Origin of the sequence: Streptomyces sp. NPDC001530 (assembly GCF_042894545.1) — a bacterium.
Classification (GTDB): Bacteria; Actinomycetota; Actinomycetes; order Streptomycetales; family Streptomycetaceae; genus Streptomyces.
In genome coordinates this window covers 120,166-142,892 of sequence record NZ_JBIAVS010000002.1, presented here as the reverse complement: position 1 = coordinate 142,892, position 22,727 = coordinate 120,166, and the positions used below count along the sequence as shown (strand labels likewise).

Genomic DNA, 22,727 nt, shown 5'->3' with positions numbered 1-22,727 from the left:
CCGGTGGGTCAGTGGCGGTGCATGCGGTTGGCGATTGCGTGGCCGACGAAGAGGTACACGACGGTGGCGAGGCCGTAGCCCGCCACGACGCGCGCCCACGCCTCGTCGATGGTGCTGTGCTTTCTGGGGGGTACCCCCAGACCCCCGGATCGCGCGACCAGCCGGGGGCCTGGTTGCCGTGTCGTGGCCTGGTGGATGTTTCGGTGGCGGGCTTTCGGTGGGTCAGTGGCGGTGCATGCGGTTGGCGATTGCGTGGCCGACGAAGAGGTACACGACGGCGGCGAGGCCGTAGCCCGCCACGACGCGCGCCCACGCCTCGTCGAAGGTGAACAGGTCGCGTGACCAGCCGGCGAGCCAGGTGGCCGCGTCATGGACGAACTGCACCAGGTCGTTGGCGCGGTTGGCGTCCAGCAGATACATCAGGATCCAGAGGCCGAGGATGACGGCCATCACGTCGGCGACGATCGCGATGACCGTCCCCGCCTGGTTGGAACCGTGTCGATAGCGAGGGGACATGCCTGGCGGGTAGCCAGCGCGGCGCGGGTGAAACCCGAACGGATTCGCTCAAGTGGCGCAGTCGCCGGGGCGGGGCGAGGCTGCCGGGAGAGCCGTGTTCTCCCGGGACCAGGGAGAACCGTGACCCCGACCAGGGAGAGCTGTGCCCCTGGCCAGGGAGAACCGTTCCCTTCCCGGAGGACCCCGTGCCCGTACCGATACGGCGCCTGATCGTGGCGCTCGCTCTCAGCTGCGCCCTGCTCGCCGGTGCCACCGCCTGTGGCAGTGGCGGCACCACGGAGGACACCGCCGTCGCGATGCCGGCGACGCCGACCCCGACGCCGACCCCGACCAGCTCCGCGGAGAAGCAGAAGTTCGCCAAGAGCCGCTTCGTGGCGAACGCGGGGCTCGCGGCCGGGGCCACCTACGAGTGGATCGTCAAGCCCTGGAAGGACGGCAAGTTCAAGAAGGGCGCGGAGGGACGCAAGCTCGCCCTGGTCACGGCGGGGCTCGCGGGCGGGTTCGTGTACAACCGGCTCAAGGCGGCCGCGAAGAACGCCAAGGGCGACCCCACGCTCTCCAAGGCCATCGCCCCGCTCACGGCTGACATCGACGCCCTCAAAGACCAGCCCTCCAAGCTGCGCAACGGCGACTCGATCGACGCCGCCGCAAGCTCTTTCGAGGACGTCATCAACAAGGTGAAGGACGCGGGGAAGAGTGCGGGCGCCGAGGTCAAGGACCAGGTGCCGTCGGCGTCCCAGCTCACGGGCGGATAGTGGACCTGCGGGCCAGCGGGCCAGCGGGCCAGCGGGCCAGCGGGCCAGCGGGCCTGCGGGCCAGCGGGCCAGCGGACCTGCGGACCTGCGGACCAGTGGGCTGGTCGGCTAGGCGTTGAGGTCCGCGAGGACCCGTAGCGTGTGGGGGTCCGGGGACAGGACCAGGAGGTCGGTCACCGGACCCTTGCGCCACAACTCCAGCCGCTCGGCGATACGTTCGCGCGGTCCGACGAGCGAGATCTCGTCGGCGAAGGCGTCCGGGACGGCGAGGACGGCCTCCTCCCGACGCCCTTCGAGGAACAGTCGCTGGATCCTGCGCGCCTCCTCCCCGTAGCCCATGCGCGCCATCAGATCCGCGTGGAAGTTGCGCGCGGCGTGCCCCATCCCGCCGATGTAGAAGCCGAGCATCGCCTTGACGGGCAGCAGCCCTTCGGCGACGTCGTCACAGACGTGGGCGCGGGCCATGGGGGCGATGAGGAAGCCTTCGGGCAGATCGGTCAGTGACGCCTCGTACGCCTGCGGGCGCGTCGGCGACCAGTACAGCGGCAGCCAGCCGTCCGCGATCCTGGTCGTCTGCGCGATGTTCTTCGGGCCCTCGGCGCCGAGCAGGATGGGCAGTTCGGCGCGCAGGGGGTGCGTGATCGGCTTCAGGGCCTTGCCGAGGCCGGTGCCGTCGGCGCCCCGGTACGGATGGGAGTGGAAGCGCCCGTCCAGCTCAACGGGGGCCTCGCGCCTGAGGACTTGGCGTACGACATCGACGTACTCCCTGGTCGCGGTCAGCGGCGACTTCGGGAACGGTCGCCCGTACCAGCCCTCGACGACCTGCGGTCCTGACAGCCCGAGGCCGAGCATCATGCGCCCGCCCGAGAGATGGTCGAGCGTGAGCGCGTGCATCGCGGTGGTGGTGGGGGAGCGGGCGGCCATCTGCGCGACGGCCGTGCCGAGTTGGATACGGGACGTCCGCGCGGCGATCCAGGTGAGCGGGGTGAAGGCGTCGGAGCCCCAGGACTCGGCGGTCCACACGGAGTGGTAACCGAGCCGCTCCGCCTCCTGGGCGAGCGGGACGTGGTCCGCCGAGGGGCCGCGCCCCCAGTAGCCGAGTGCGAGACCTAGCCGCATGTCCCCTCCAGGCGTAGATGTCTGACGGTCTGTCAGTTGTGCACCGGCTGGGGACTGTACGACAACGGCCCCCCGCCCGGAAGGGCGAGGGGCCGTACGGGAAGCGGGCGTCAGCCGCGCTGGATCCCCGACGTGTCCTGCAGCACACCGCGACGGCCGTCCTGCGTCTGCGCCACCAGGGTGGCACCGCGCTGCTCGACCGCCAGGTACCAGGTGCCCGGCGCCAGCTCGGCGATCGGCGCCTGCGAACCGTCCTCCGCGAACAGCGGACGCGGCACCGGCACGGCGAACCAGAACGGCGAGAAGTCCTGAGCGGCGGGCTGCTGCGCCTGCGGAGCCCCCGCCGGCTGCGGCTGAGGCTGCGACGGACCACCGAACGGCTGTCCCTGCTGCGGCTGAGTGCCGTAGGGCTGGCCCGGCTGCTGGGCACCCGGCTGCTGGGCGCCCGGGTAGCCGTAACTACCCTGCGGCTGGCCGCCGTAGGGCTGGGGGGTGGCCGGCCTGGGGGCGCCGACGAGGGCGGCCTTGAGAGCCGGGACGAGGGGGGTGGCGACGGCGGCGCCGGCGAGGACCAGAGCGGCGACGAGGCTGAGGATCAGACCGCTGCCGGCGTCGGGGCCGTTGGAGCCCCCACTCACGTTGTCGTAGCCACCCGACGGGTCGAAGATGTTGCCGAGCGCGCTCCAGGCGGAGAAGACCGTGAAGGCGATGCCGAACTGGCCGAGGTCGAGACCGGCCACCTTGGGGGCCTGGGGCAGGCCGCGGGCGACGACGATGAGCGCAGCGCCGATGATGCCTGCGAGGGTGACACCCATCAGGACCGGACCGCTCCCCCAGGCATTCGGGAGGTCGTAGCTGTCAGGGGCCCCGTCGATGGAATAGATGTCGAGGAACGAGGCGATGAACAGCAACACCGCTGCTCCGATCACCACGCCGTCGCCTCGAGTGAGGGAGCGGATATTCACTTCAGGTCCTTCGTCAGTCGTCTCGTCATCGGTGGAGGCATCGCTGTCACCATGTCGCCGTCAGGCCCTGGTGCGAAGCGCGGGGGTGGCCCCTCATCGTACGGACGACACTATCGCCCGTCCGACCAGGGTGTCCGTCGGGTTAGACCCGCCGATCACTACCCCCGCAGGAAACTCACGATTCCCTCAGAGATCCCACGCGCCGCCTTCTGCCGCCACGCGCCGCTGGTCAGCAACGCCGCGTCCTTGCTATCGCGCATGTTGCCGCACTCGATGAACACCTTAGGAACCGTTGACAGATTGAGACCGCCGAGATCCTTTCGGACCACCAGCCCGGTGCCGTCACCGACGTAGTTGGAGGGTGCGCTGCCCGTCTCGCGGACGAACAGGCCCGCGATGCGCTCGCCGAGATCGCGGGAGGGAGCGACGATCGGACGGGTGTCGGCGGCGCCCGCGTGCACGGACCCGGGCAGGATCACGTGGAAGCCGCGGTTGCCGGCCGCCGAGCCGTCCGCGTGGACCGAGACGACGGCGTCGGCGTGAGCCTTGTCACCGATCTCGGCCCGTTCGTCGACGCACGGACCCCAGGACCGGTCGCCGTCCCGGGTCAACTTCACCGTGGCGCCCTGCTGTTCGAGGAGCGTACGCATCCGGTGCGCGACGTCGAGCGTGAACTGGGCCTCCGTGTAACCGGAGTTGGTCGACGTGCCCGTCGTGTCGCACTCCTTCCAGTTCGTGCCGATGTTCACCTTGCGGTTGATCTCGGCCGCGTGCTGGAAGTTGCCGGGGTTGTGCCCCGGGTCGATGACGACGACCTTGCCCTTGAGGGGCCCGGAGGCGGCGGGCCTCGAGGCGGAGGACGTGGGGGTCGAGTGCGGTGACGTACTCGGCTTGCTGTCGCCCGTCGCTGAAGCCGACGCGGACGCTGTGGGGGAGCCGGGCGCGGAGGACGACGACGCGGCCCCCGCCTTGTCGGACCCGCCCCCGTCACCGGAGTCGTCCCCCACCGCCTGCCATACCAGCCACCCGGCCAGCGCACCTGGCACGAGCGCCGCCACCGCGACGGTGAGCGGCCCACGCCGGGAACGGCGCGGCTGGGGCGGATCGAAGTCAGGGCCTACGTAGGACACGCCTGCCACCCTAGCGGCCGTCCATGGTGCCCAGAGGGGCATGGCGGTCGTTGACATTATGCAGGTAATTACCTGCATAATCGCTTAGGCGGAAAGCAAGGTGCGCCGAAGGTAAGGAGACGTCATGGACACCACGCCGCTTCGGGACGCTTACGGTGCACTGCTGGACGCCGCGGCCACAGTGGCCGACTCCGGCGAAGCGAACGCCGTCCCGCCGGCCGGCGAGTGGAACGCCGACCAGATTCTGGCGCACGTCGCCATCGTCAATGCCGTCACCATCGCCGCCGTCTCCTGTGTCGCTTCGGGAGCCAACACGACGTACGACAACCGCATGGCACTCGACACCTGGACCATCGAACGCGTCATCGCGCGCGCCGGTGGCAACGCGGGGCTTCGGGACCGCATCCGCCTCCAAGGGGACGCCCTGTGCGCACTCGGCGGACCGATGCTGAGCGAGGCGGAACTCGACACGCCCGTGCCCACCGTGCTTCTGTCCCACGGCGCAGTCCTGGTCGATCAGCTCGTGCCCCTGAGAGACCTCCTCACGGGCCTCGCGGAAGTGGAGCTGCCCGGTCACAGGGCACAGCTCCTGGCCCTACTGCCGGAAGGCTCCGAAGTCACAAGGTGATCGCCGAACCGCGCGGCACACGACGGCTGAGGGCCGCGATGGCGCCCTCAGATCCCCGCTCCCGTCCGCCGCAGGACGCGCAGTGAGTCCGCCACCGAGACCTCGGTGAACGCGCCGGACTCCAGGGCCCGGAGGTAGACGCGGTACGGGGCCTGGCCCGTGAACTCGTCCTCCGGGTCCGGGAACACGTCGTGGATGACGAGGAGGCCGCCCTCGGCGACGTGGGGTGCCCAGCCCTCGTAGTCGGCGTTCGCGTGTTCGTCGGTGTGGCCGCCGTCGATGAAGACGAAGCCGAGGGGGGTCTGCCAGAAGGCGGCGATCTGCGGTGAGCGGCCGACGATCGCGACCACGTGGTCCTCCAGGCCCGCCTTGTGCAGGGTGCGGCGGAAGGTGGGGAGGGTGTCCATGCGGCCGATCTCGGGGTCGACCGTGGACGGGTCGTGGTAGTCCCACCCCGGCTGCTGCTCCTCGCTGCCCCGGTGGTGGTCGACCGTGATCGCCGTGACCCCGGCCTCGCGCGCCGCGTCGGCGAGCAGGATCGTGGAGCGGCCGCAGTACGTGCCGACCTCGAGGAGGGGCAGCCCGAGCCGCCCGGCCTCGACGGCGGCCTCGTACAGCGCGAGCCCCTCGCCCACGGGCATGAACCCCTTCGCGGCCTCGAAGGCGGCGAGGATCTCCGGCTTGGGTGCCGCGGGCATGGGGGTCCTCCAGGTGGTACGAATCCGTGGGCGCCCATCGTGCACCACACCCCCGCCGCGTGCGCGACGGGGGTGTGTACAGGTCAGGCCGGAACCGACGCGCCGGGCAGTGCCAGGTCCACCTCGACCGGACGGTCGTCGCCGGCGTGCGTCGCCGACGAGGCGAGGGGGCCGTGGCCCGTGGCTTTGGCGGCCAGGACGTAGGGGCCCTCGGTGGGAACGGCGAGGGCGTAGCTGCCGTCCTCGGCGGAGAGCGTGGCGCCCGCCTGGCGGCCTCGGCGGTCGATCAGGGTGACCTTGGCGCGGGCGACCGGGGTGCCGGTGGCGTCCAGGACCCGGCCGCGGAAGCCGCCGAGCACCTCCTCGGCGCGGGCCAGGTTGGCGTCCTCCTCGCTGCTCGCGCGCAGCTGCGGCTTGGCCGCCGGGCGGTTACGGGGCAGGAAGAGGGCCATCAGCAGGCCGACCGCGACCGCGCCCGTCGCGATCAGGAACGAGACGCGGAAGCCGTGCATGGTGGGGATCGCGACGCCGTTCACGTGGTGCGCGGTGTTGGCGAGGACCATGCCGATCACGGCGCTCGACACCGACGTACCGATGGAACGCATCAGAGTGTTGAGGCCGTTGGCCGCGCCCGTCTCCGAGGCCGGGACCGCGCCGACGATCAGCGCGGGGAGCGAGGAGTAGGCGAGGCCGATGCCCGCGCCCAGGACCACCGCGATGACGAGGCTCTGCCACGCGGCGCTCATCAGGCCGAGGCCTGCGCCGTAGCCGATCGCGATGATCAGCATGCCGAGGATCAGGGTGACCTTGGGGCCGTACTTGGCCGACAGGCGGGCGTAGACGGGCGCCGTGACCATCATCGTCAGGCCGAGCGGCGCCACGAGCAGACCCGCGACGACCATCGACTGGCCGAGGCCGTAACCGGTCGCCTTCGGCAGCTGGAGCAGCTGCGGCAGGACGAGGGAGACGACGTAGAAGGAGACGCCGACCATGATCGAGGCGAGGTTGGTGAAGAGGACCGCGGGACGGGCCGTGGTGCGCAGGTCCACCAGCGGGGCCTTCACGCGCAGCTCCATCACGCCCCACAGGACGAGCACGACCGCCGCGGCGGCGAACAGGCCGAGCGTGGTGCCCGAGGTCCAGCCCCAGTCGCTGCCCTTGGTGATCGGCAGCAGGAAGAGGACGAGACCGGCGGAGAGGCCGAGCGCGCCCAGGACGTCGAAGGTGCCCTCGGCGCGCATCGGGGACTCCGGCACGACGAGGAGGGTGAGGACGATCGAGAGGACGCCGAGGCCGGCGGCGCCGTAGAAGAGGGCGTGCCAGTTCGCGTGTTGGGCAACCAGGGCCGCGGCGGGCAGCGCGAGTCCGCCGCCGACGCCGATCGAGGAGCTCATCAGGGCCATCGCCGAGCCGAGCTTCTCGCGGGGCAGCATGTCGCGCATCAGACCGATGCCCAGTGGGATCGCGCCCATCGCGAAGCCCTGGAGCGTACGGCCCGCGATCATCGGCATCAGTGAGCTGGTCACCGCGCTGATCAGGGCGCCGACCACCATCACCGAGAGGCTGGCGATCAGCATGCGCCGCTTGCCGAAGAGGTCGCCGAGGCGCCCCATGATCGGCGTGGCCACGGCGCCCGAGAGCAGAGTCGAGGTCAGCACCCAGGTGGCGTTGCTGGGCGCCGTGCTCAGCAGCGTCGGCAGGTCCTTGATGACCGGGACGAGCAGGGTCTGCATCACCGCGACAACGATGCCCGCGAAGGCGAGCACCGGCACGGTCGCGCCGCTCGGCCTCCGCGTGGGCTGGTCGGTCGTCGTGTGCGTCATTGCGTGGGGCCTCCAGGCCGGAAGGAGAAGCGCTCAAGGAGCAAGGAGCAAGGAGCAAGGAGCAAGAGGGAGGGACGATGCGTGCGGGATACGTGCAAGGTGAACCCGGTGCGCCCGGGCAACTATTCCGATGCTTCGGCGTACTAACGAATTCTTGACCTTCTCGTGAGAATCTGACCTACCGTCAGAATGAAACGTGTTCTAGTCTGACGCGCACCTTGGCCAACCTTGGGCCTTCGGGAGGCGCGCATGGGCATCGGGATCACACCGGAGCAGCGGGAACTGGCCGAGGCCGTACGCGGCTGGATCGCGCGCGCCGTGCCACCCGACGAAGTCCGCAAACTGCTCGACGCGCCGGGCGGCGGCAGACCGTCGTACTGGGACGGCCTCGCCGCGCAGGGGCTGCTCGCCGTGCACCTTCCCCAGGCGTACGGCGGTGGCGGCGGCGATCTCGTCGACCTCGCCGTCGTCGCGGAGGAGGCCGCGCGGGCCGCGTTACCGGGGCCGTACGTGGCGAGCGTGCTGGCGTCGGCGGTGCTGGCGGGGTCGGTGCCGGCGGGGTCGGTGCCGGCGGGGTCGGGCGATCTCGTACGGGCGCTGGGGTGCGGGGAGCGCGTAGCGGCCGTGGCGTTCGGCGAGGGGGCCCTGACCGCCGTCGCGGCGGACGGCGGGTACGTGCTCGACGGGACGGCGCCGCCCGTGCTGTCCGGCGCCGACGCGGACCTCCTGATCCTGGCGGCCTCGAGCGCGAACGGGACCGTATGGCTGGCCGTGGACGCCACCGATCTCGCCGTACGGCCCCACGAGAGCGCTGATCCCACGCGGGCCACCGCCGAGGTCCGGGCGCAAGGGGTACGGGTCCCCGCCGACCGCGTCCTCGCCGTCGACGCGGCGCTGGTCCGCGACCTCGCCGCCGTCCTCTTCGCCGCCGACGCCTGCGGCACCGCCGCGTGGGCGCTGGACACCGCCGCCGAGTACGCCAAGGCCCGCGAACAGTTCGGCCGGCCCATCGGCCGCTTCCAGGGCGTCAAGCACCTGTGCGCCGACATGCTCGTACGGCTCGAACAGGCACGGGCGCTCACGTGGGACGCGGCCAGGGCGGCGCGAGAGCCCGCTGATGTACGGGAGTTGGTGTCCGCGCTCGCGGCCGGCGTAGCGCTCGACGCCGCGTACTCCTGTGCCAAGGACTGCATCCAGATCCTCGGCGGGATCGGGTTCACCTGGGAGCACGACGCCCATCTGTATCTGCGCCGGGCGGTGGTGGCACGGCAGTTGCTCGGGGCCGGGGACGTACACCTGCGGCGGGCCGCCCGGCTCGCACGGGACGGTGTACGACGGGAGCTGCGCCTGGAGCTGCCGGAGCAGGCGTCCGCGTACCGGGCGGAGGCCCGCGAGGTGATCGAAGGCGCGCGTGGGCTCGAATCGGCGGCCGTACGGCGGCTGCTCGCGCCCACGGGGTACGCCGCCCCGCACCTGCCCCCGCCGTACGGACTGGGCGCCGGTCCCGTCCAACAGCTCGCCGTACAGCAGGAGTTGGCGGCGGCGGACGTACGGATCAGCGATCTGGGGATCGCCACCTGGGTCGTACCGTCCCTCATCGCGTACGGGACCGCCGCGCAGCAGGAGCGCTACTTGCTGCCCACCCTGCGCGGGGAACTGCTCTGGTGCCAGCTCTTCTCGGAGCCGGGCGCCGGGTCCGACCTCGCCTCGCTGCGCACCCGGGCCGAGCGGACCGCCGACGGACGGTGGCGAGTCAACGGGCAGAAGGTGTGGACGAGTTCGGCGCAGTGGGCCGACTACGGGATCCTCCTCGCGCGGACGAATCCGGCGGCTCCCCAGCACAAGGGACTCACCTACTTCGTCGTCGACATGAAGAACACGGACGGCATCGACATCCGCCCCCTGAAGGAGATCACCGGGGACTCCCTCTTCAACGAGGTCTACTTCGACGACGTACTGCTGCCCGCGGACGCGGTCGTCGGCGAGGTCGACGACGGCTGGCGCGTCGCCCGCAACACGCTCGGCAACGAACGCGTGCACATGGCCGACCAGCTGACCTTCGACTCCGGTCTGGAGGCGCTGATCGCACGGGCGGACGAGATCGAGGGAGCGCGCCTCGGCGCTCTCCTCGCCGAGGCGCACGCACTGGCCTGCATCGGGCTGCGCACGACCCTGCGCCAGGTGTCCGGCGTGGAGCCGGGCGCGGGCGCCTCCGTACGCAAACTGGTGCAGACCGCGCACCAGCAGAAGGTCGCCGAGCTGGGACTCGAACTCCTCGGCCCGGCGGGAGCGTTGCGCGAGGGCGCGGGTGAGCGCGCCGTGCACGGCTTCCTGCTCTCCCGCTGCCTGACCATCGCGGGCGGCACCACCCAGGTCCAGCTCAATGTCGTCGCCGAGCGCATCCTCGGCCTGCCCAGGGACTGAGAGGGAACACATGAAGGCGTACATCGTCGGGGTCGGCATGACAAGGTTCGAGAAGCCGGAGACCCGGGAGTGGCAGTACTGGGACATGGTGAAGGAGGCGGGCACCAACGCCCTTGCCGACGCCGGGATTTCGTACGCCGATGTGGAACAGGTCCCCGTCGGCTACTGCTTCCAGGCCTCCACCGCGGGCCAGCGAGCCGCCTACGAACTGGGCCTGACCGGCGTGCCCGTCTACAACGTGAACAACAACTGCGCGACCGGATCGACCGCGTTGATGCTGGCGCGGCAGTTCGTCGAGGGCGGTGGCGCCGACTGCGTACTGGCGCTGGGGTTCGAGAAGATGAAGCGGGGGGCGCTCGGGGGAGGGGCCGACGGCGGTGACTTCGCGACCTCCCCCGTGGCCAGGCACTACGCCGTGATGGCGGCCCGGCACGGCTTCGAGATGTCCCCGCCCACCGCGCAGATCTTCGGCGACGCGGCGCGTGAGCACATGGAGAAGTACGGGACGACGGAGGCGCAGTTGGCGGCCGTCGGCGCCAAGAACCACCGGCACTCCGCGCACAACCAGTACGCCCAGTTCCAGGACGTGTACTCCGTCGACGAGATCCTCGCCGCCCGGACCGTCCACCGGCCGCTGACCAAACTCCAGTGCTCACCCACCTCGGACGGAGCGGCGGCGGCCGTCGTCGTCTCCGAACGGTTCGTCGAGCGGCACGAGTTGGCGCACCAGGCCGTCGAGATCGTCGCCCAGGCGATGACCACCGACACCGAGGAGTCCTTCGCCTCCGGCTCCTGCGTCGACGTCGTCGGACAGCCCATGTCGAGGGAGGCCGCCCGCCAGGTGTACGAGCGGTCCGGACTCGGCATCGAGGACGTGGACGTCATAGAACTGCACGACTGCTTCTCGATCAACGAACTGCTGACCTACGAGGCCCTCGGCATGTGCGCAGAGGGCGAGTCCGGCAAGCTCGTCGCATCGGGCGCCACGACATACGGCGGCCGCTGGGTCGTCAACCCCTCAGGCGGACTGATCTCCAAGGGCCATCCACTGGGAGCGACCGGAATCGCGCAAGTGGCCGAGCTGGTATGGCAGTTGAGGGGCGAGGCGGGGGCCCGCCAGGTGGCGGGCGCGCAGGTCGGCCTCGCACACAACATCGGACTGGGCGGGGCGGCGGTGGTGACGTTGCTGCGGCGGATTCTTAGCCCGTCCGGCGTTTGAGGACGAGGCCGTTAGGCCGATACGGGGGTCTGGGGGCGGAGCCCCCAGGTACGGGTCGGGTAGGGGCGGAGGGGGCGAAAACGGCTTCTGCCCGAGCCCGACACCCGAGCCAGACACCCAACCCTGGACCCTGGACCCTGGACCCCGGACCCCGGATCGGGGATCCCGACGAAATCCCGTGCAAGGACCGTAACCCGGTTGAGAGCATGACACCCATGCTCCGAGCCGCCGAAGACACCCGTATATCCGGACGCACCGCACCACCCACCTGGGTAGTGGTCGCGCTCGCGTGCGCCGGCCAGTTCCTGGTCGTACTCGACGTGTCCGTCGTCAACGTAGCGCTACCGTCCATGCGCACCGACCTCGACCTGAGCGCCCCAGGCCTGCAGTGGGTGGTGAACGCCTACTCGATCGCCTTCGCCGGCTTCATGCTGCTCGGCGGCCGCGCCGGCGATCTGTACGGGCGCAAGCGAATGTTCCTGGTGGGGCTGGCGCTCTTCACGCTGGCCTCGCTCGGCGGCGGCCTGGCCCAGGAAGGCTGGCAGCTGCTGGTCGCACGGGCGGTTCAGGGGCTGGGCGCCGCCGTACTCGCCCCCTCGACGCTGACGATCCTCACCTCGGCCGTCCCGGAAGGCGCCGCCCGCGCGCGGGCCATCGCGACCTGGACCGCCGTGGGCGCCGGGGGCGGAGCGGCGGGCGGACTCGTCGGCGGCCTGCTGGTCGACGGGCTGTCGTGGCGGTGGGTGCTGCTCATCAACGTGCCCATCGGCGCGGTGGTGCTGACCGGCGCCGCCCGTTGGCTGGTGGAGAGCCGGGCCGGGGACGGGCGCCGCCTGGACCTGCCGGGCGCGCTGCTGGTGACGGCGGGGCTGGCGACCCTGGCATACGGGATCGTGCAGACGGAGTCCGAGGGGTGGACGGCGGCGGAGACGTTGGTGCCGCTGCTCGCCGGCCTCACCCTGATCGGACTCTTCCTGGTCGTCGAGGCGCGGACGAAGGCACCCTTGATGCCGCTGAAGCTGCTGCGGCTGCGGGCGGTGTCGTCGGCGAACGCGGCCATGTTCATCTGCGGCTCCGCGATGTTCTGTATGTGGTTCTTCATGACGCTGTACGCGCAGAACGTGCTCGGCTACACGCCACTGGGCGCCGGGCTCGCGCTGGTGCCGAGTTCGCTCGCGGTGGTCCTCGGCTCGAAGTTGGCGCCGCGCTTCATGCCGGTGGTCGGGGCGCGCAATGTGGCGGTCCTCGGCACGCTGGTGGCCGCGGCGGGCTTCGGCTGGCAGTCGACGATGACGGCGGACGGCTCGTATCTGACGGCGATCATGTTCCCGGGGATCCTGATGATGGCGGGCGGGGGCCTGGCCGCGACACCGCTGGCCTCGCTCGCGACCTCGGGCGCGGCGCCGGGGGACGCCGGGCTGGTGTCGGGTCTGGTCAACACCTCTCGCACGATGGGCGGTTCGCTCGGGCTGGCGGTCATGTCCACGATCGCGGCGGCCAGGACGGGGGACAGCGCGTCGGGGGAGGCCCTGACGGCCGGGTACGCGCTGGCGTTCCGCACGAGCGGGGTCCTGCTGCTGGGCGGGGCGGTGGTGATGCTGGCGTGGCTGCCGCGGAAGACGGCCCGGCGCTGAGTTCCGGGATTTTCCGGAATCGGGGCAACGAAATCCGATCCTCGTGGACTCCTTTGAACATCTAGGAGGTGCCCATGGGGGATCGGAAGCAGGCTCGGGACGAGCAGTTCCAGAGCTTTGTCATCGGCCGCTGGCCGCGGTTGATGCGTACGGCATTTCTCCTTGCGGGGGAGCAGCACGCCGCGGAGGACCTGGTCCAGTCGACGCTGGAGCAGGTGTACGTGGCCTGGCGCAGAGTCGCCGCGGCCGACGACCCGGAGGCGTATGTACGGCGCGTGATGATCAACGCGCATGCCCGGAAACACCGCAGAAGGCTCAAGGAGTTCCTCGCGCCGAAGGACGACTCGGGCCTCACGCACGAGCTGCCCGACAGCGGTGACCGGATCGCCCAGGCCGACGACCGCAGCGCGCTGCTGAAGGCGCTGGCCCAACTGCCCGCGCGCCAGCGCGAAGCGGTGGTCCTTCGCTACTGGGAGGACCTGAGCGAAAGCCAGGCGGCGCAGGCCATGGGCTGCTCGGTGGGCGCGGTGAAGAGCAACGCGGCCAAGGGCATCGCGAAACTCCGCGCCATACCGGGCCTGGCCGACATGGTGACGTACGGAGGGCGGAAGTGATGAGCGCGGACCGGGAGACGAACCACGACATGGCGACACACAGGGACATCGCCTTTCTGCTGGCCGAGGCCGCGGACGAGGTCGAGATCGGTATAGCCCCCTACCAGGCGGTGGTCCGCGGCGGACGGCGCCGCAAGGCCCGCCGCTGGGCGGTCGCGGCCGCCGCGGCGCTGGTGATCGCCGGTTCGACGGGGACGCTGGCGCTGGCCGGGGCGATGGGCGGTGACGGCAAGCGTGTCGCGCCGGTCGCCACCCAGCCGCCGACGGCCGAGCAGCGGCATGTGTACGCACCGCAGCGAACGCTCTTGGCGCGGGCACGCGACAACGGCAAGGACTGGAGCATCACCATCGATGTGTGGGGGGCGCCGAAGAACGAGGCGGAGGCACAGCGCCAGTGGGAGGCGATGGGCGAGTACCAGGTGCGGCCGGTGGGAGTGAAGGAGGCCAAGGGCCTGATCGGCAAGGACTGGCACTTTGTGCACCGGATCGTGGGTGACGACGCGGAGACGGTGATGTGGGGCGAGTTCAAGAAGGGCGACGAGCTGGCGAGCACGGACCTCACGTCCGCCGCGATGACGCTGCCGACGGGTGACTCCGCCAAGGCCGGCGCACCCCAGCGGCTGGTGATCGGTGATGTCGCCCCGACCGCCCGGCAGGTCACCTGCACCTGGGACGACGGCACGACGACCCAGGTCCCGAGGGCACCCGAAGGCGCCGGTTTCAGCCAGGAGTTGAAGCCGATGATCCGCCCGGTCGAGGGCTCCCAGCCCAACTGGTTCGTGTGCCTCGCGCCGGAGGGCAAGACCTTCAAGTCGGTGAAGGTGACGGGGTGAGGTGAGTGAGAGGGCGGGCAGCCCGGCTCCGACGCCGGGCCCCTGAGGCCGGCCGTGGGCTACAGCCACCCCTGCTGGCGGGCCTCCCGCATCGCCTCCATGCGGTTGCGGGTGCCCGTCTTGCCGATGGCGGAGGAGAGGTAGTTGCGGACGGTCGACTCGGAGAGGTGGAGCTTGGCGGCGATGTCGGCGACGGTGGCGCCGTCCGCGGAGGCCTTCAGTACGTCGCACTCGCGGGCGGTGAGCGGATTGGGCCCGGCGCTCAGCGCGGCCGCGGCGAGCGCCGGGTCGATGACCGTCTCCCCGGTCAGCACTCGCCGGATCGCCTCGGCCAGCTCCTCCACGGGCCCGTCCTTGACCAGGAACCCCGCGGCCCCCGCCTCCATGGCCCGCCGCAGATACCCGGGCCGCCCGAAGGTGGTGAGGATCAGCACCCGGCAGTCGGGCGCCTGTTCGCGCAGTTCGGCGGCGGCGTCCAGACCGCTGATCCCGGGCAACTCGATGTCCAGCAACGCCACATCCGGCCGATGCGTCAACGCCGCGTCCACGATCGCGTCGCCCGCGGACACCTGCGCGACCACCTCGATGTCCGCCTCCATCCCGAGCAGCAGAGCGAGCGCGCCCCGCATCATTCCCTGATCCTCGGCAAGCAGGACACGAATGGACTTGGCGGGCCGGTGGTCCTGGGGCATCTCGTTCACGGGGCAAGGGTAGGTCGCGGTGGCCGCTGCCGATGTGGGTGCGGTGGGTTGTTGGGGAGCGGAAGTCCCCGCCCGCCTGTGCATGGTTGCCCACCCTTGGTGGTCCGCATCGGCGGGCCGGCACTGGAGTTCAGCGGCCGATGGCCGGGTTGCCTCCGCCGGTGGTGTCCAGGACGACGCCGGTTGTTGTGGTCGCGCGCCATGTCTCGGAGCCGGCCCGATCCGCGTCTTGGAGCCGGCCCGATCCGCGAGCCCTAGGCCAGGACGGCCGGCCTGAGTACGTCCTCGCACCACTGGCGGAAGCCGGTGGGCGCGGACTTGGGGGTGCTCGGCTCGACGGCACCGTAGAAGCCCTGGTCGTTCAGGGCCTCCACCATGTCGGCCAGTCCCTGCGCCCAGGCCTCGCTCGCCCCGAAGCGCAGCGCCGTCGCCTTGTAGTCCGCGCTGCTGGTCCGTTGGACGCGCACCGGGCGGTCCAGCACCTCGGAGACGACGCGTGCCATGCCCTCGGGGGACAGGTCGTCGGGTCCGACCAGCGGGACGTCGTCCTGCCCGGTCCAGGAGCCGTCGAGCAGGAGCCGGGCCGCCGTGGCGGCGATGTCGCGGGTGGCGCAGGTGCGCAGAACGCGGTCCTCCGCCGTCGCCAGGAAGAACACGCCCGCGTTCCGGATGGAGTCGGCCTGGCCCAGCAGGTTCTCCATCAGGAACGGCGGGCACAGCGCCCGGTAGTGCACACCCGTCGCCGCGATCGCCTCGTCCATGGCGAGCGACGCAGATATCTGCCCGGCGTTCTTCGCCACTGAGCGCCCCAGGGTCGAGACGCCGACGACTCGCTCGACGCCCTGGCGCCCGATCGCCTCGCGCAGTGGCTCGGTGAAGTCGCGGAAGTGACCCTCGACGCTGTAGGCCCCGGGTGTCGGGGGCACCAGCCAGAACAGGCGGTCGGCTCCCGCGCAGGCCTCCTTCAGCACGGCGGGATCGGCGTGCGATCCCCGTACGACCTCGACGTGTTCGCGCACCCGCTCGGAGAGGCGAGCTGGGTCGCGGGCGATCACCCGGATCCCCGCCGTGTCGTCCGGGGCGTCGAGGAGGCGGTCGAGGACCTGCCGGCCGATCTGGCCGGTCGGGGTGGTGACGACGATCATGAACAACTCCAAGAGGGATGCTTCAACGGATGTCGTCGAGCCTGCTGCTTGGCGCGCCCGAACTGAAGGATCGATCCGCTCCCAATTGTTACCCTGAGGGTAATACTGAGTGGTTACCCTCAGGGCAATGCCGACGAGAGGGGGAGAGCGTGGAATCCCGCCCGCTGCGCTACTTCGTCGCCGTGGCCGAGGAGCTCAACTTCGCCCGCGCCGCCGAGCGGCTGGGCATCTCCCCGCCGCCCCTGTCCCGCGCGATCCGCCAGTTGGAGACGGAGATGGGCGTCACCCTCTTCGAGCGGAATACCCACAGCGTGGCGCTGACCCCGGCCGGAACGGTGCTCCTCGCGGAGGCGAGGATCGCCCTGGACGCTCTGCAGGCCGCCGGGCGGCGGGCCCAGCGCGCGGCCGCCCCGGAGCCGAAGCTGGTCCTGGCCGTCAAGGCCGACGGGGACGCGGGACTGCTGGAGCCGATCCTGGCGCGCTTCGCGTCCGAGCCGGCGGCTGTGCCGGTCGCCGTCCGGCTGTGCGGCTGGCAGGAACAGCCGCGACTCCTGCGCCGGGGGGAAGCCGATGCGGCCCTGGTCCACGAGCCCTTCGACCGCACCGGCCTGGACACCGAGACGCTGGCGGCCGAACCGCGCGTCGCGGCCCTCGCCGCCGCCCACCCGCTCGCCGCCCGGGACCGTCTGACCCTCGCCGACCTCGGTCTGCGCCCCGGCGACGTGCACCGGTACCTGGACGAGATCCGCGGCGAGGGCCGCGACCTCGCCCAACTGCTCACGCTCGTCGGACTGGGCGACGTCGTCCCGCTGCTGCCCGCCTCCGTCGCCGCCCGCTATCCGCGCCCGGGCGTCGTCTATCGGCCGGTCCCGGACGCACCGCCCTCGGTCCTCGTCATCGCCTGGCCGCAGCAGTCCCGTTCCACGGCCACGGCGGCGCTCGTCCGCGCCGCCGCGTCCGTGGCCGAGGAAGTGCGGGACCGGCAAGCGGGCTAGGTGTTCTGTCCGGAGAGGTTGTGGACGGAGTGAGGCAGGTCTCGGCTGAGGGATCTTGAAATGTCCGCCGCATCCGCCGCGTCCACCGGAAGTTCCGCCCGCACCTGGAAGCCGCCGCGGGCAACCGGGCCCGCTTCCAGTGAGCCGCCCGCCGTGGTGAGGCGTTCGGTGAGGCCCTTGAGGCCGGTGCCGCCGATGCCCTCCACGGGCTCGGCGGTGGAGGTGCCGGTGCCGTTGTCGCTGATGGTCAGGCGGACGCGTTCGGGGGTGCCGTCGACGGTGATGTCGCAGCGGGTCGCAGCGCTGTGGCGTACGACGTTGGTGACCGCCTCGCGGAGCACCCAGCCGAGGAGGGCCTCGGCCTGGGGGACGAGGGGCGGGCCCGACTGCCGTACGACCGGCTCGACGCCCGCCGCGGACAGGGCCGAGCGGGCGCGGTCCAGTTCCGTGGCGAGACTGCCCTCGCGGTAGCCGGTGACCGCCTCGCGGATCTCCGTGAGGGCCTGGCGGCCGACCGACTCGATGTCGGTGATCTGCGTCAGTGCCGCCGTCATGTCGCGGGGGGCCAGCCGGCGGGCCGCCTCCGACTTCACCACGATGACGGAGAGCGTGTGGCCCAGCAGGTCGTGCAGGTCGCGGGAGAAGCGCATCCGTTCCTTCTCGACGGCGCGGCGCGCCAACTCCTCGCGGGCTGCGCGCAGTTCGCGTACGGCCTCGGAGAGGGAGAGGATCGCGGCGGTCACCATCGTCGACAGGAACGTGCCGTACGCGACGTTCACCGCGTCCCAGCCTGCCCGGAAGAAGGAGACCACCGCCGCGAGCGCGGTCACGCCGAGGCCGATCTGACCGAGCCACGGGCCCCGCAGAACGGCCCCGGTGGCGAGCCCCAGCAGCGGGAAGAAGTACAGCCAGCTGCCGCCGTACCCGATGGCCAGCCCGCAGGTGACCAGGCCCATCAGGACGAGTGCCACCCGCGTGGAGCGGGACTCGCGCGTCTCCTTCACGAAGGCGCGGAACGTCACATAGACGTAGAGGGAGTTGAAGGTGAGCAGGCCCAGGCCGCCGATCCAGGGCTGCGGCGTCTCGCCCTGGAGGAGGTTGGAGAAAGCGCCCATGCCCATCAGCAGCCACGGCAGCAGTGCGAAGCCGGTGGGCGGCGGGCCCGGATTCTCGGGCATCTTCCCGCCACTCTTGCGGGCGGCCCGCTGCTCGGCCTTGAACCGCTCCATGTCGGCCTTCCAGCGCGCCCGCGCCGCCCGCCACTCGTTCACCTGGCAGGTGACCCCTCGTATCCAGGACATGTCCCCGCTCCCCGTTCAGACGGTCCGTGCGGACCGTCGGTACGAGACCACAGCGTACGAACCGAACGCCAGCAGCCAGGCCGTCAGTACCGCCACCGCGCCGAGGCCCGGAGCATGGCCGTCCGCGACCGATATGCCGAGCTGCGCGAAGCGGTTCGTGGGGGTGTACGCCGACACGGAGCGCAGCCAGTGCGGGAAGAGGGCGAGCGGGAACCACAGGCCGCCGATCACTGCGAGCCCCAGGTTGCACACCATGTTGGCGACGCCCGTCGTCTGCGCGGTCAGCCGGTAGCCGTTGCCGAGCCCCAGCAGCGTGAAGGGGATCGAGCCGAGCCAGAGGAGCAGCGCGATCGCCACCCACTGCCAGACATCGAGGCGTACGCCGTTGACCAGGCCGCCCGCCGCCAGCACCGCGGCGATCGCGGGCAGCACGGTCACCGAGCCGGTCAGCGCGCGCCCGAGCACCACCTCGCGCGGCGTCATCGGCGTCACCCGCAGCTGCCGCAGCCAGCCGATCACCTTGTCCTCGGCGACCCCGCCGCCGGTGTTCAGGGCCGAGCCCACCGCGCCGTACGCGGCCAGGCCGACCATCGAGGCGGTCTTCCAGCTGCCGTCATCACCGTCACCGAGGTTGGTGAACAGCAGGTACATCATCACCGGCATCGCGATCCCGCCGATCACGAATCCGGTGTCGCGCAGCGTCCGGCGCACTTCGAGCCGCAGATAGTCCAGCATCACACCGTCTCCAGAACGCTTGACGTGAGCGCCAAGAACGCGTCGTCCAGCGACGCGGGGACGACCTCCAGGCCGCGTATCGCCCCCAGTTCGGCCAGCGCGATCACCGTCGCGTCCGAGTCGTCCGACCGCAGCCGGGCCTGGTCCCCGCGCACCTCCACGGAGACCACGCCGGGCAGCAGGGTCAGCCCCTCCGTGCCACGCCCCGCCAGGTCGAAGGAGACCAGATTGCCGCCCACCGACCGCTTGAGCTGCTCGCCGGTGCCGTCCGCGACGATCCGCCCGCGGTCGATGACGACGATCCGGTCGGCGTGCGCGTCGGCCTCCTCCAGATAGTGCGTGGAGAACAGCACCGTGTGACCGCGTCGCGCATACGCCCGCATCGACTCCCAGAAGGCGCGCCGCGCCTCCACGTCCAGCGCGGCGGTCGGCTCGTCGAGCACGATCAGCGTGGGGTTCCCGGCCAGCGCCACCGCGAACCGCACCCGCTGTGCCTGCCCGCCGGAGAGCCGGTCAACGCGCCGCCCCGCCAGTTCCGCGATGCCCGCGAGCTCCAGCGCCTCGGTCACCGGCAAAGGCGCCGGGTAGCGCCCGGCCACGAAGGAGACCAGCTCCTGGACGGTGACGCGCGGCACCGGCCGCGCCTCCTGCAGCATCGCGCCGACCCGCCCGGCGCGCACGGAGGCCTCCGGGCGCCCGCCGAAGAGCGCGACCGACCCCTCGTCGGGCTCGTTCAAGCCGAGCAGCAACGAGATGGCCGTCGACTTCCCGGCGCCATTGCGCCCGAGCAGCGCGACCGTCTCGCCGCGCCCTATCTCCAGATCCACCCCCGCCACGGCGCGCACGTCCCCGAAGCTCTTGACCGCCCCCGCGAAGGACACGGCGGACGGTGTCCCAGTCGTCTGTTTCATGGGTACGACGCTATGAGCGGGGAGCCGGACCCGGCAGATGCACTTGTCAGCAATCGGCCGGGACAAATGTCATAGGCGCACGGATCTGGCACGGGTCCGGCGCACGGGTCTGGTGCAACACGGGTCTGGTGCACGGGTCCGGCGCACGGATCTGACATGGCGTCAGTAGTCTTCACAAGTGCTGGGCGCTGGGCTATACAGGGGTTCGCCGGACTGGAACGCGTTCTAGAACGGGCGGGTTCCGCGGCCCAGTGTCGACCTCGGTGCGACCGACGGTGCGGACGGCCGCACCGAGGTCTCTCGCTCTAGCGATCAGGAGCCCCATGCCCATTGACGCCGCCAAGGCCGTCGCCGCCGAACCCCGGACCGGAGAGATCACCTGGAGTCACAAGGACGTCCAGCTCTACCACCTGGGCGTGGGCGCGGCCGGGAATCCTGACAAACACAGTCCCGCGACCGACCCCGACGAGCTGCGCTACACCCTCGAATCCAGGCTGCACGTCCTGCCGAGCTTCGCCACCGTCGCGGGCGCCGGCTCACCGGGCGTGATCAGCGGCCTCTCCATGCCCGGCGTCGAGGTCGACCTCGCCCGCGTCCTGCACGGCGGCCAGACCCTCCGGCTGCACCGCCCGATCCCGGTCGAGGGCAAGGCGCTCGCCACCGGGCGCATCGCGGCCGTCTACGACAAGGGCAAGGCCGCGATCCTCGTCATGCGCACCGAGGTCGCCGACGCCGACGGCCCGCTCTGGACCAACGACGCCCAGATCTTCGTACGAGGAGAAGGCGGGTGGGGAGGAGACCGGGGACCATCCACGCGTCTCGAACCGCCGACGGGCCCACCGGACAAGACCGTCGAGCGGCCGATCCGCGAGGACCAGGCCCTGCTCTACCGCCTCTGCGGCGACTGGAACCCCCTGCACGCCGACCCCGAGTTCGCCAAGCTCGCCGGGTTCGACCGGCCGATCCTGCACGGGCTGTGCACGTACGGCATGACGCTCAAGGCGGTCGTCGACACGCTGCTCGGCGGGGATGTGGCCTGCGTCCGCTCGTACACCACACGCTTCGCCGGTGTCGTCTTCCCGAGCGAGACCCTGCGCATCCGGATGTGGCGGCGGGAGGGCGGGGTCCAGGTGGCGGTGAGCGCGGTGGAGCGGGACGACGCGCCGGTGCTGGCCGACACGATCGTCGAACACTCCTGAGCCCGATACTCCAGCAGTCCCAGTACCTCCAGCAGTCCCAGTACCTCCAGCAGTCCCAGTACCTCCAGCAGTCCCAGTACCTCCAGTACTCCCAGTACCTCCAGTACCTCCAGTACCTCCAGCAGTCCCAGTACCTCCAGTACCTCCAGTACCTCCAGTACCTCCAGTACCTCCAGTACCTCCAGTACCTCCAGTACTCCCAGCACTCCAGCACGTTCGAGGGGATCTTCCGAGGGGAGCCGCACCATGCGCGCAGCCGTACAGCACGAGATAGGCCAGGACAAGCTCGAAGTCCTCGACGACGTCGAGGCGGTGGGCTTCGGGCCCGGCAAGGTGAGGATCCGGGTGCGGGCCACCGGGCTGTGCCACTCGGACCTGTCCGCGATGAACGGCGTGCTGCCGCAGCCCGCGCCGTTCGTGCCCGGACACGAGGGCGCCGGCGAGATCGTCGAAGTCGGCGACGGGGTGGGCCACTTGAAGGCCGGTGACCGGGTCGTCGTCTGCTGGCTGCCGGCCTGCGGCGTCTGTCCCGCCTGCAAGCGCGGGCAGACCGAACTGTGCCTGGCCGGCTTCATGAACGCGGGCACGCCCAACTTCAAGCGCCCCGGCGGCAGCCCTTCCGATGTATTCGGCTTCGCGGGCACGGGCACCTTCACCGAGGAGGTCGTGGTCGACGCGGGCTGCGCGGTCCCCATCCCCGACGACGTGCCCTTCGACATCGCGGCCCTCATCGGCTGCGGGGTGACCACGGGTCTCGGTGCCGCCCTCAACACCGCTGACGTGGAGGCCGGTTCGTCGGTCGCCGTCATCGGCTGCGGCGGCGTCGGCATCTCCGCGATCCAGGGCGCGCGGCTCAAGGGCGCCGCCGAGATCGTCGCCGTCGACCCGGTCGCCTCACGCCGCGAGGCCGCGCTCAAGTTCGGTGCGACGAAGGCGATCTCACCGGACGAACTCGCCGACGCCAAGCAGTCGGTGACCGGCGGCGAGGGTTTCGACTACGTCTTCGAGGTCGTCGGCAGGTCCGCCACCGCTCGGACCGCCTACGACCACACCCGCCGCGGCGGCACGCTCGTCGTCGTCGGCGCGGGCGCCATGGACGACTTCCTCCAGCTCAACATGTTCGAGCTGTTCTTCGACGAGAAGCGGATCCTGCCCTCGATGTACGGCGGTGGGGACGTCCTGCGGTCGTACGAGCGGACCATCGCCCTGTGGCGCGCCGGCCGTATCGACCTGGAGGGCCTGATCACCCACCGGGTGCCGCTGGCCGAGATCAACGAGGCGCTCGACCAGATGCGTACCGGCACCGCCCTGCGTACGTGCATCGAGATCTGACCCGCCACATCTGACACCCCACACCCGACAGGCGACACTCCACACCCCTC

Annotated in this window: 21 protein-coding genes; 10 read left to right on the top strand and 11 right to left on the bottom strand. The window is 71.1% G+C overall.

What is annotated here, in order from left to right:
* Nucleotides 1-222: 222 nt before the first annotated feature.
* Nucleotides 223-516, bottom strand: a complete 294-nt coding sequence (locus ACFY0T_RS03555) for a hypothetical protein (protein ID WP_388864339.1) — start codon at nt 514-516, stop codon at nt 223-225.
* 185 nt (nt 517-701) lie between these two features.
* Here ACFY0T_RS03555 and ACFY0T_RS03550 point away from each other — a divergent pair, with 185 nt between their 5' ends.
* The gene (locus ACFY0T_RS03550) at nt 702-1,271 is read left to right on the top strand and encodes a hypothetical protein (RefSeq protein ID WP_388864338.1); all 570 of its coding nucleotides are present in this window, start codon (nt 702-704) and stop codon (nt 1,269-1,271) included.
* Nucleotides 1,272-1,379: 108 nt separating this feature from the next.
* On the opposite strand, the gene ACFY0T_RS03545 is transcribed toward ACFY0T_RS03550, so the two are convergent.
* The 3 genes from ACFY0T_RS03545 to ACFY0T_RS03535 form a co-directional block, all read right to left on the bottom strand.
* On the bottom strand, nt 1,380-2,390 hold the full coding sequence (locus ACFY0T_RS03545; RefSeq protein ID WP_388864337.1) for an LLM class F420-dependent oxidoreductase: 1,011 nt from the start codon (nt 2,388-2,390) through the stop codon (nt 1,380-1,382).
* Nucleotides 2,391-2,500: 110 nt separating this feature from the next.
* Nucleotides 2,501-3,355: a hypothetical protein gene (locus ACFY0T_RS03540; protein ID WP_388864336.1), complete on the bottom strand. Its 855-nt coding sequence runs from the start codon at nt 3,353-3,355 to the stop codon at nt 2,501-2,503.
* 158 nt (nt 3,356-3,513) lie between these two features.
* Nucleotides 3,514-4,485, bottom strand: a complete 972-nt coding sequence (locus ACFY0T_RS03535; RefSeq protein WP_388864335.1) for an N-acetylmuramoyl-L-alanine amidase — start codon at nt 4,483-4,485, stop codon at nt 3,514-3,516.
* 124 nt (nt 4,486-4,609) lie between these two features.
* Here ACFY0T_RS03535 and ACFY0T_RS03530 point away from each other — a divergent pair, with 124 nt between their 5' ends.
* Nucleotides 4,610-5,113 carry a hypothetical protein gene (locus ACFY0T_RS03530; protein ID WP_388864334.1) on the top strand — a complete coding sequence of 168 codons (504 nt, stop codon included), beginning with the start codon at nt 4,610-4,612 and terminating at the stop codon, nt 5,111-5,113.
* A 47-nt stretch (nt 5,114-5,160) separates the two neighbouring features.
* On the opposite strand, the gene ACFY0T_RS03525 is transcribed toward ACFY0T_RS03530, so the two are convergent.
* Both ACFY0T_RS03525 and ACFY0T_RS03520 read right to left on the bottom strand, forming a co-directional pair.
* Nucleotides 5,161-5,811 carry a class I SAM-dependent methyltransferase gene (locus ACFY0T_RS03525; protein WP_388864333.1) on the bottom strand — a complete coding sequence of 217 codons (651 nt, stop codon included), beginning with the start codon at nt 5,809-5,811 and terminating at the stop codon, nt 5,161-5,163.
* Between the two features lie 83 nt (nt 5,812-5,894).
* Nucleotides 5,895-7,634: an MFS transporter gene (locus ACFY0T_RS03520; protein ID WP_388864332.1), complete on the bottom strand. Its 1,740-nt coding sequence runs from the start codon at nt 7,632-7,634 to the stop codon at nt 5,895-5,897.
* A 249-nt stretch (nt 7,635-7,883) separates the two neighbouring features.
* Here ACFY0T_RS03520 and ACFY0T_RS03515 point away from each other — a divergent pair, with 249 nt between their 5' ends.
* From ACFY0T_RS03515 to ACFY0T_RS03495, 5 genes are all read left to right on the top strand, one after another.
* Complete coding sequence (locus ACFY0T_RS03515) at nt 7,884-10,058, top strand: acyl-CoA dehydrogenase (RefSeq protein WP_388864331.1); 2,175 nt, start codon at nt 7,884-7,886, stop codon at nt 10,056-10,058.
* Nucleotides 10,059-10,068: 10 nt separating this feature from the next.
* Nucleotides 10,069-11,277 carry a lipid-transfer protein gene (locus tag ACFY0T_RS03510; RefSeq protein ID WP_388864330.1) on the top strand — a complete coding sequence of 403 codons (1,209 nt, stop codon included), beginning with the start codon at nt 10,069-10,071 and terminating at the stop codon, nt 11,275-11,277.
* Between the two features lie 215 nt (nt 11,278-11,492).
* Nucleotides 11,493-12,911, top strand: coding sequence for an MFS transporter (locus ACFY0T_RS03505; RefSeq protein ID WP_388864329.1), 1,419 nt, complete (start codon nt 11,493-11,495; stop codon nt 12,909-12,911).
* A gap of 74 nt (nt 12,912-12,985) precedes the next feature.
* Nucleotides 12,986-13,525: a SigE family RNA polymerase sigma factor gene (locus ACFY0T_RS03500; RefSeq protein WP_388864328.1), complete on the top strand. Its 540-nt coding sequence runs from the start codon at nt 12,986-12,988 to the stop codon at nt 13,523-13,525.
* Entirely contained in the window at nt 13,525-14,358 is an 834-nt protein-coding gene (locus ACFY0T_RS03495; protein WP_388864327.1) for a hypothetical protein, read from the top strand. The genes ACFY0T_RS03500 and ACFY0T_RS03495 overlap by 1 nt, the downstream gene beginning before the upstream one ends.
* A gap of 59 nt (nt 14,359-14,417) precedes the next feature.
* On the opposite strand, the gene ACFY0T_RS03490 is transcribed toward ACFY0T_RS03495, so the two are convergent.
* Nucleotides 14,418-15,050: a response regulator gene (locus ACFY0T_RS03490; protein ID WP_388864728.1), complete on the bottom strand. Its 633-nt coding sequence runs from the start codon at nt 15,048-15,050 to the stop codon at nt 14,418-14,420.
* Nucleotides 15,051-15,313: 263 nt separating this feature from the next.
* A complete protein-coding gene (locus ACFY0T_RS03485; RefSeq protein ID WP_388864326.1) occupies nt 15,314-16,204 on the bottom strand; it encodes an NAD(P)H-binding protein in 891 nt (296 codons plus the stop codon).
* Between the two features lie 149 nt (nt 16,205-16,353).
* On the opposite strand from ACFY0T_RS03485, the gene ACFY0T_RS03480 reads away from it, so the two are divergent.
* Nucleotides 16,354-17,199 (top strand): LysR family transcriptional regulator, encoded by an 846-nt coding sequence (locus ACFY0T_RS03480; RefSeq protein ID WP_388864325.1) that lies wholly within the window; start codon nt 16,354-16,356, stop codon nt 17,197-17,199.
* On the opposite strand, the gene ACFY0T_RS03475 is transcribed toward ACFY0T_RS03480, so the two are convergent.
* From ACFY0T_RS03475 to ACFY0T_RS03465, 3 genes are read right to left on the bottom strand one after another with little or no spacing between them, the layout of a single operon-like run.
* Nucleotides 17,196-18,500, bottom strand: coding sequence for a sensor histidine kinase (locus ACFY0T_RS03475; RefSeq protein ID WP_388864324.1), 1,305 nt, complete (start codon nt 18,498-18,500; stop codon nt 17,196-17,198). The genes ACFY0T_RS03480 and ACFY0T_RS03475 overlap by 4 nt on opposite strands.
* Nucleotides 18,501-18,515: 15 nt before the next feature.
* Nucleotides 18,516-19,235: an ABC transporter permease gene (locus tag ACFY0T_RS03470; RefSeq protein WP_388864323.1), complete on the bottom strand. Its 720-nt coding sequence runs from the start codon at nt 19,233-19,235 to the stop codon at nt 18,516-18,518.
* Nucleotides 19,235-20,146, bottom strand: coding sequence for an ABC transporter ATP-binding protein (locus ACFY0T_RS03465; protein WP_388864322.1), 912 nt, complete (start codon nt 20,144-20,146; stop codon nt 19,235-19,237). The genes ACFY0T_RS03470 and ACFY0T_RS03465 overlap by 1 nt, the downstream gene beginning before the upstream one ends.
* A 323-nt stretch (nt 20,147-20,469) precedes the next feature.
* On the opposite strand from ACFY0T_RS03465, the gene ACFY0T_RS03460 reads away from it, so the two are divergent.
* Together ACFY0T_RS03460 and ACFY0T_RS03455 are read left to right on the top strand one after the other, a co-directional pair.
* The gene (locus tag ACFY0T_RS03460; RefSeq protein ID WP_388864321.1) at nt 20,470-21,345 is read left to right on the top strand and encodes a MaoC/PaaZ C-terminal domain-containing protein; all 876 of its coding nucleotides are present in this window, start codon (nt 20,470-20,472) and stop codon (nt 21,343-21,345) included.
* A 246-nt stretch (nt 21,346-21,591) separates the two neighbouring features.
* Nucleotides 21,592-22,677 carry a Zn-dependent alcohol dehydrogenase gene (locus ACFY0T_RS03455; RefSeq protein WP_388864320.1) on the top strand — a complete coding sequence of 362 codons (1,086 nt, stop codon included), beginning with the start codon at nt 21,592-21,594 and terminating at the stop codon, nt 22,675-22,677.
* Nucleotides 22,678-22,727: the final 50 nt, after the last annotated feature.

Excerpts from the sequence above, each read along its gene's own strand:
- ACFY0T_RS03490 (WP_388864728.1), bottom strand. The coding sequence starts at position 15,050 with ATGCCCCAGGACCACCGGCCCGCCAAGTCCATTCGTGTCCTGCTTGCC.
- ACFY0T_RS03460 (WP_388864321.1), top strand. The coding sequence starts at position 20,470 with ATGCCCATTGACGCCGCCAAGGCCGTCGCCGCCGAACCCCGGACCGGA.
- ACFY0T_RS03485 (WP_388864326.1), bottom strand. The coding sequence starts at position 16,204 with ATGATCGTCGTCACCACCCCGACCGGCCAGATCGGCCGGCAGGTCCTC.
- ACFY0T_RS03500 (WP_388864328.1), top strand. The coding sequence starts at position 12,986 with ATGGGGGATCGGAAGCAGGCTCGGGACGAGCAGTTCCAGAGCTTTGTC.
- ACFY0T_RS03465 (WP_388864322.1), bottom strand. The coding sequence starts at position 20,146 with ATGAAACAGACGACTGGGACACCGTCCGCCGTGTCCTTCGCGGGGGCG.
- ACFY0T_RS03495 (WP_388864327.1), top strand. The coding sequence starts at position 13,525 with ATGAGCGCGGACCGGGAGACGAACCACGACATGGCGACACACAGGGAC.
- ACFY0T_RS03510 (WP_388864330.1), top strand. The coding sequence starts at position 10,069 with ATGAAGGCGTACATCGTCGGGGTCGGCATGACAAGGTTCGAGAAGCCG.
- ACFY0T_RS03525 (WP_388864333.1), bottom strand. The coding sequence starts at position 5,811 with ATGCCCGCGGCACCCAAGCCGGAGATCCTCGCCGCCTTCGAGGCCGCG.
- ACFY0T_RS03545 (WP_388864337.1), bottom strand. The coding sequence starts at position 2,390 with ATGCGGCTAGGTCTCGCACTCGGCTACTGGGGGCGCGGCCCCTCGGCG.
- ACFY0T_RS03455 (WP_388864320.1), top strand. The coding sequence starts at position 21,592 with ATGCGCGCAGCCGTACAGCACGAGATAGGCCAGGACAAGCTCGAAGTC.
- ACFY0T_RS03530 (WP_388864334.1), top strand. The coding sequence starts at position 4,610 with ATGGACACCACGCCGCTTCGGGACGCTTACGGTGCACTGCTGGACGCC.
- ACFY0T_RS03475 (WP_388864324.1), bottom strand. The coding sequence starts at position 18,500 with ATGTCCTGGATACGAGGGGTCACCTGCCAGGTGAACGAGTGGCGGGCG.
- ACFY0T_RS03470 (WP_388864323.1), bottom strand. The coding sequence starts at position 19,235 with ATGCTGGACTATCTGCGGCTCGAAGTGCGCCGGACGCTGCGCGACACC.
- ACFY0T_RS03520 (WP_388864332.1), bottom strand. The coding sequence starts at position 7,634 with ATGACGCACACGACGACCGACCAGCCCACGCGGAGGCCGAGCGGCGCG.
- ACFY0T_RS03515 (WP_388864331.1), top strand. The coding sequence starts at position 7,884 with ATGGGCATCGGGATCACACCGGAGCAGCGGGAACTGGCCGAGGCCGTA.
- ACFY0T_RS03505 (WP_388864329.1), top strand. The coding sequence starts at position 11,493 with ATGCTCCGAGCCGCCGAAGACACCCGTATATCCGGACGCACCGCACCA.
- ACFY0T_RS03555 (WP_388864339.1), bottom strand. The coding sequence starts at position 516 with ATGTCCCCTCGCTATCGACACGGTTCCAACCAGGCGGGGACGGTCATC.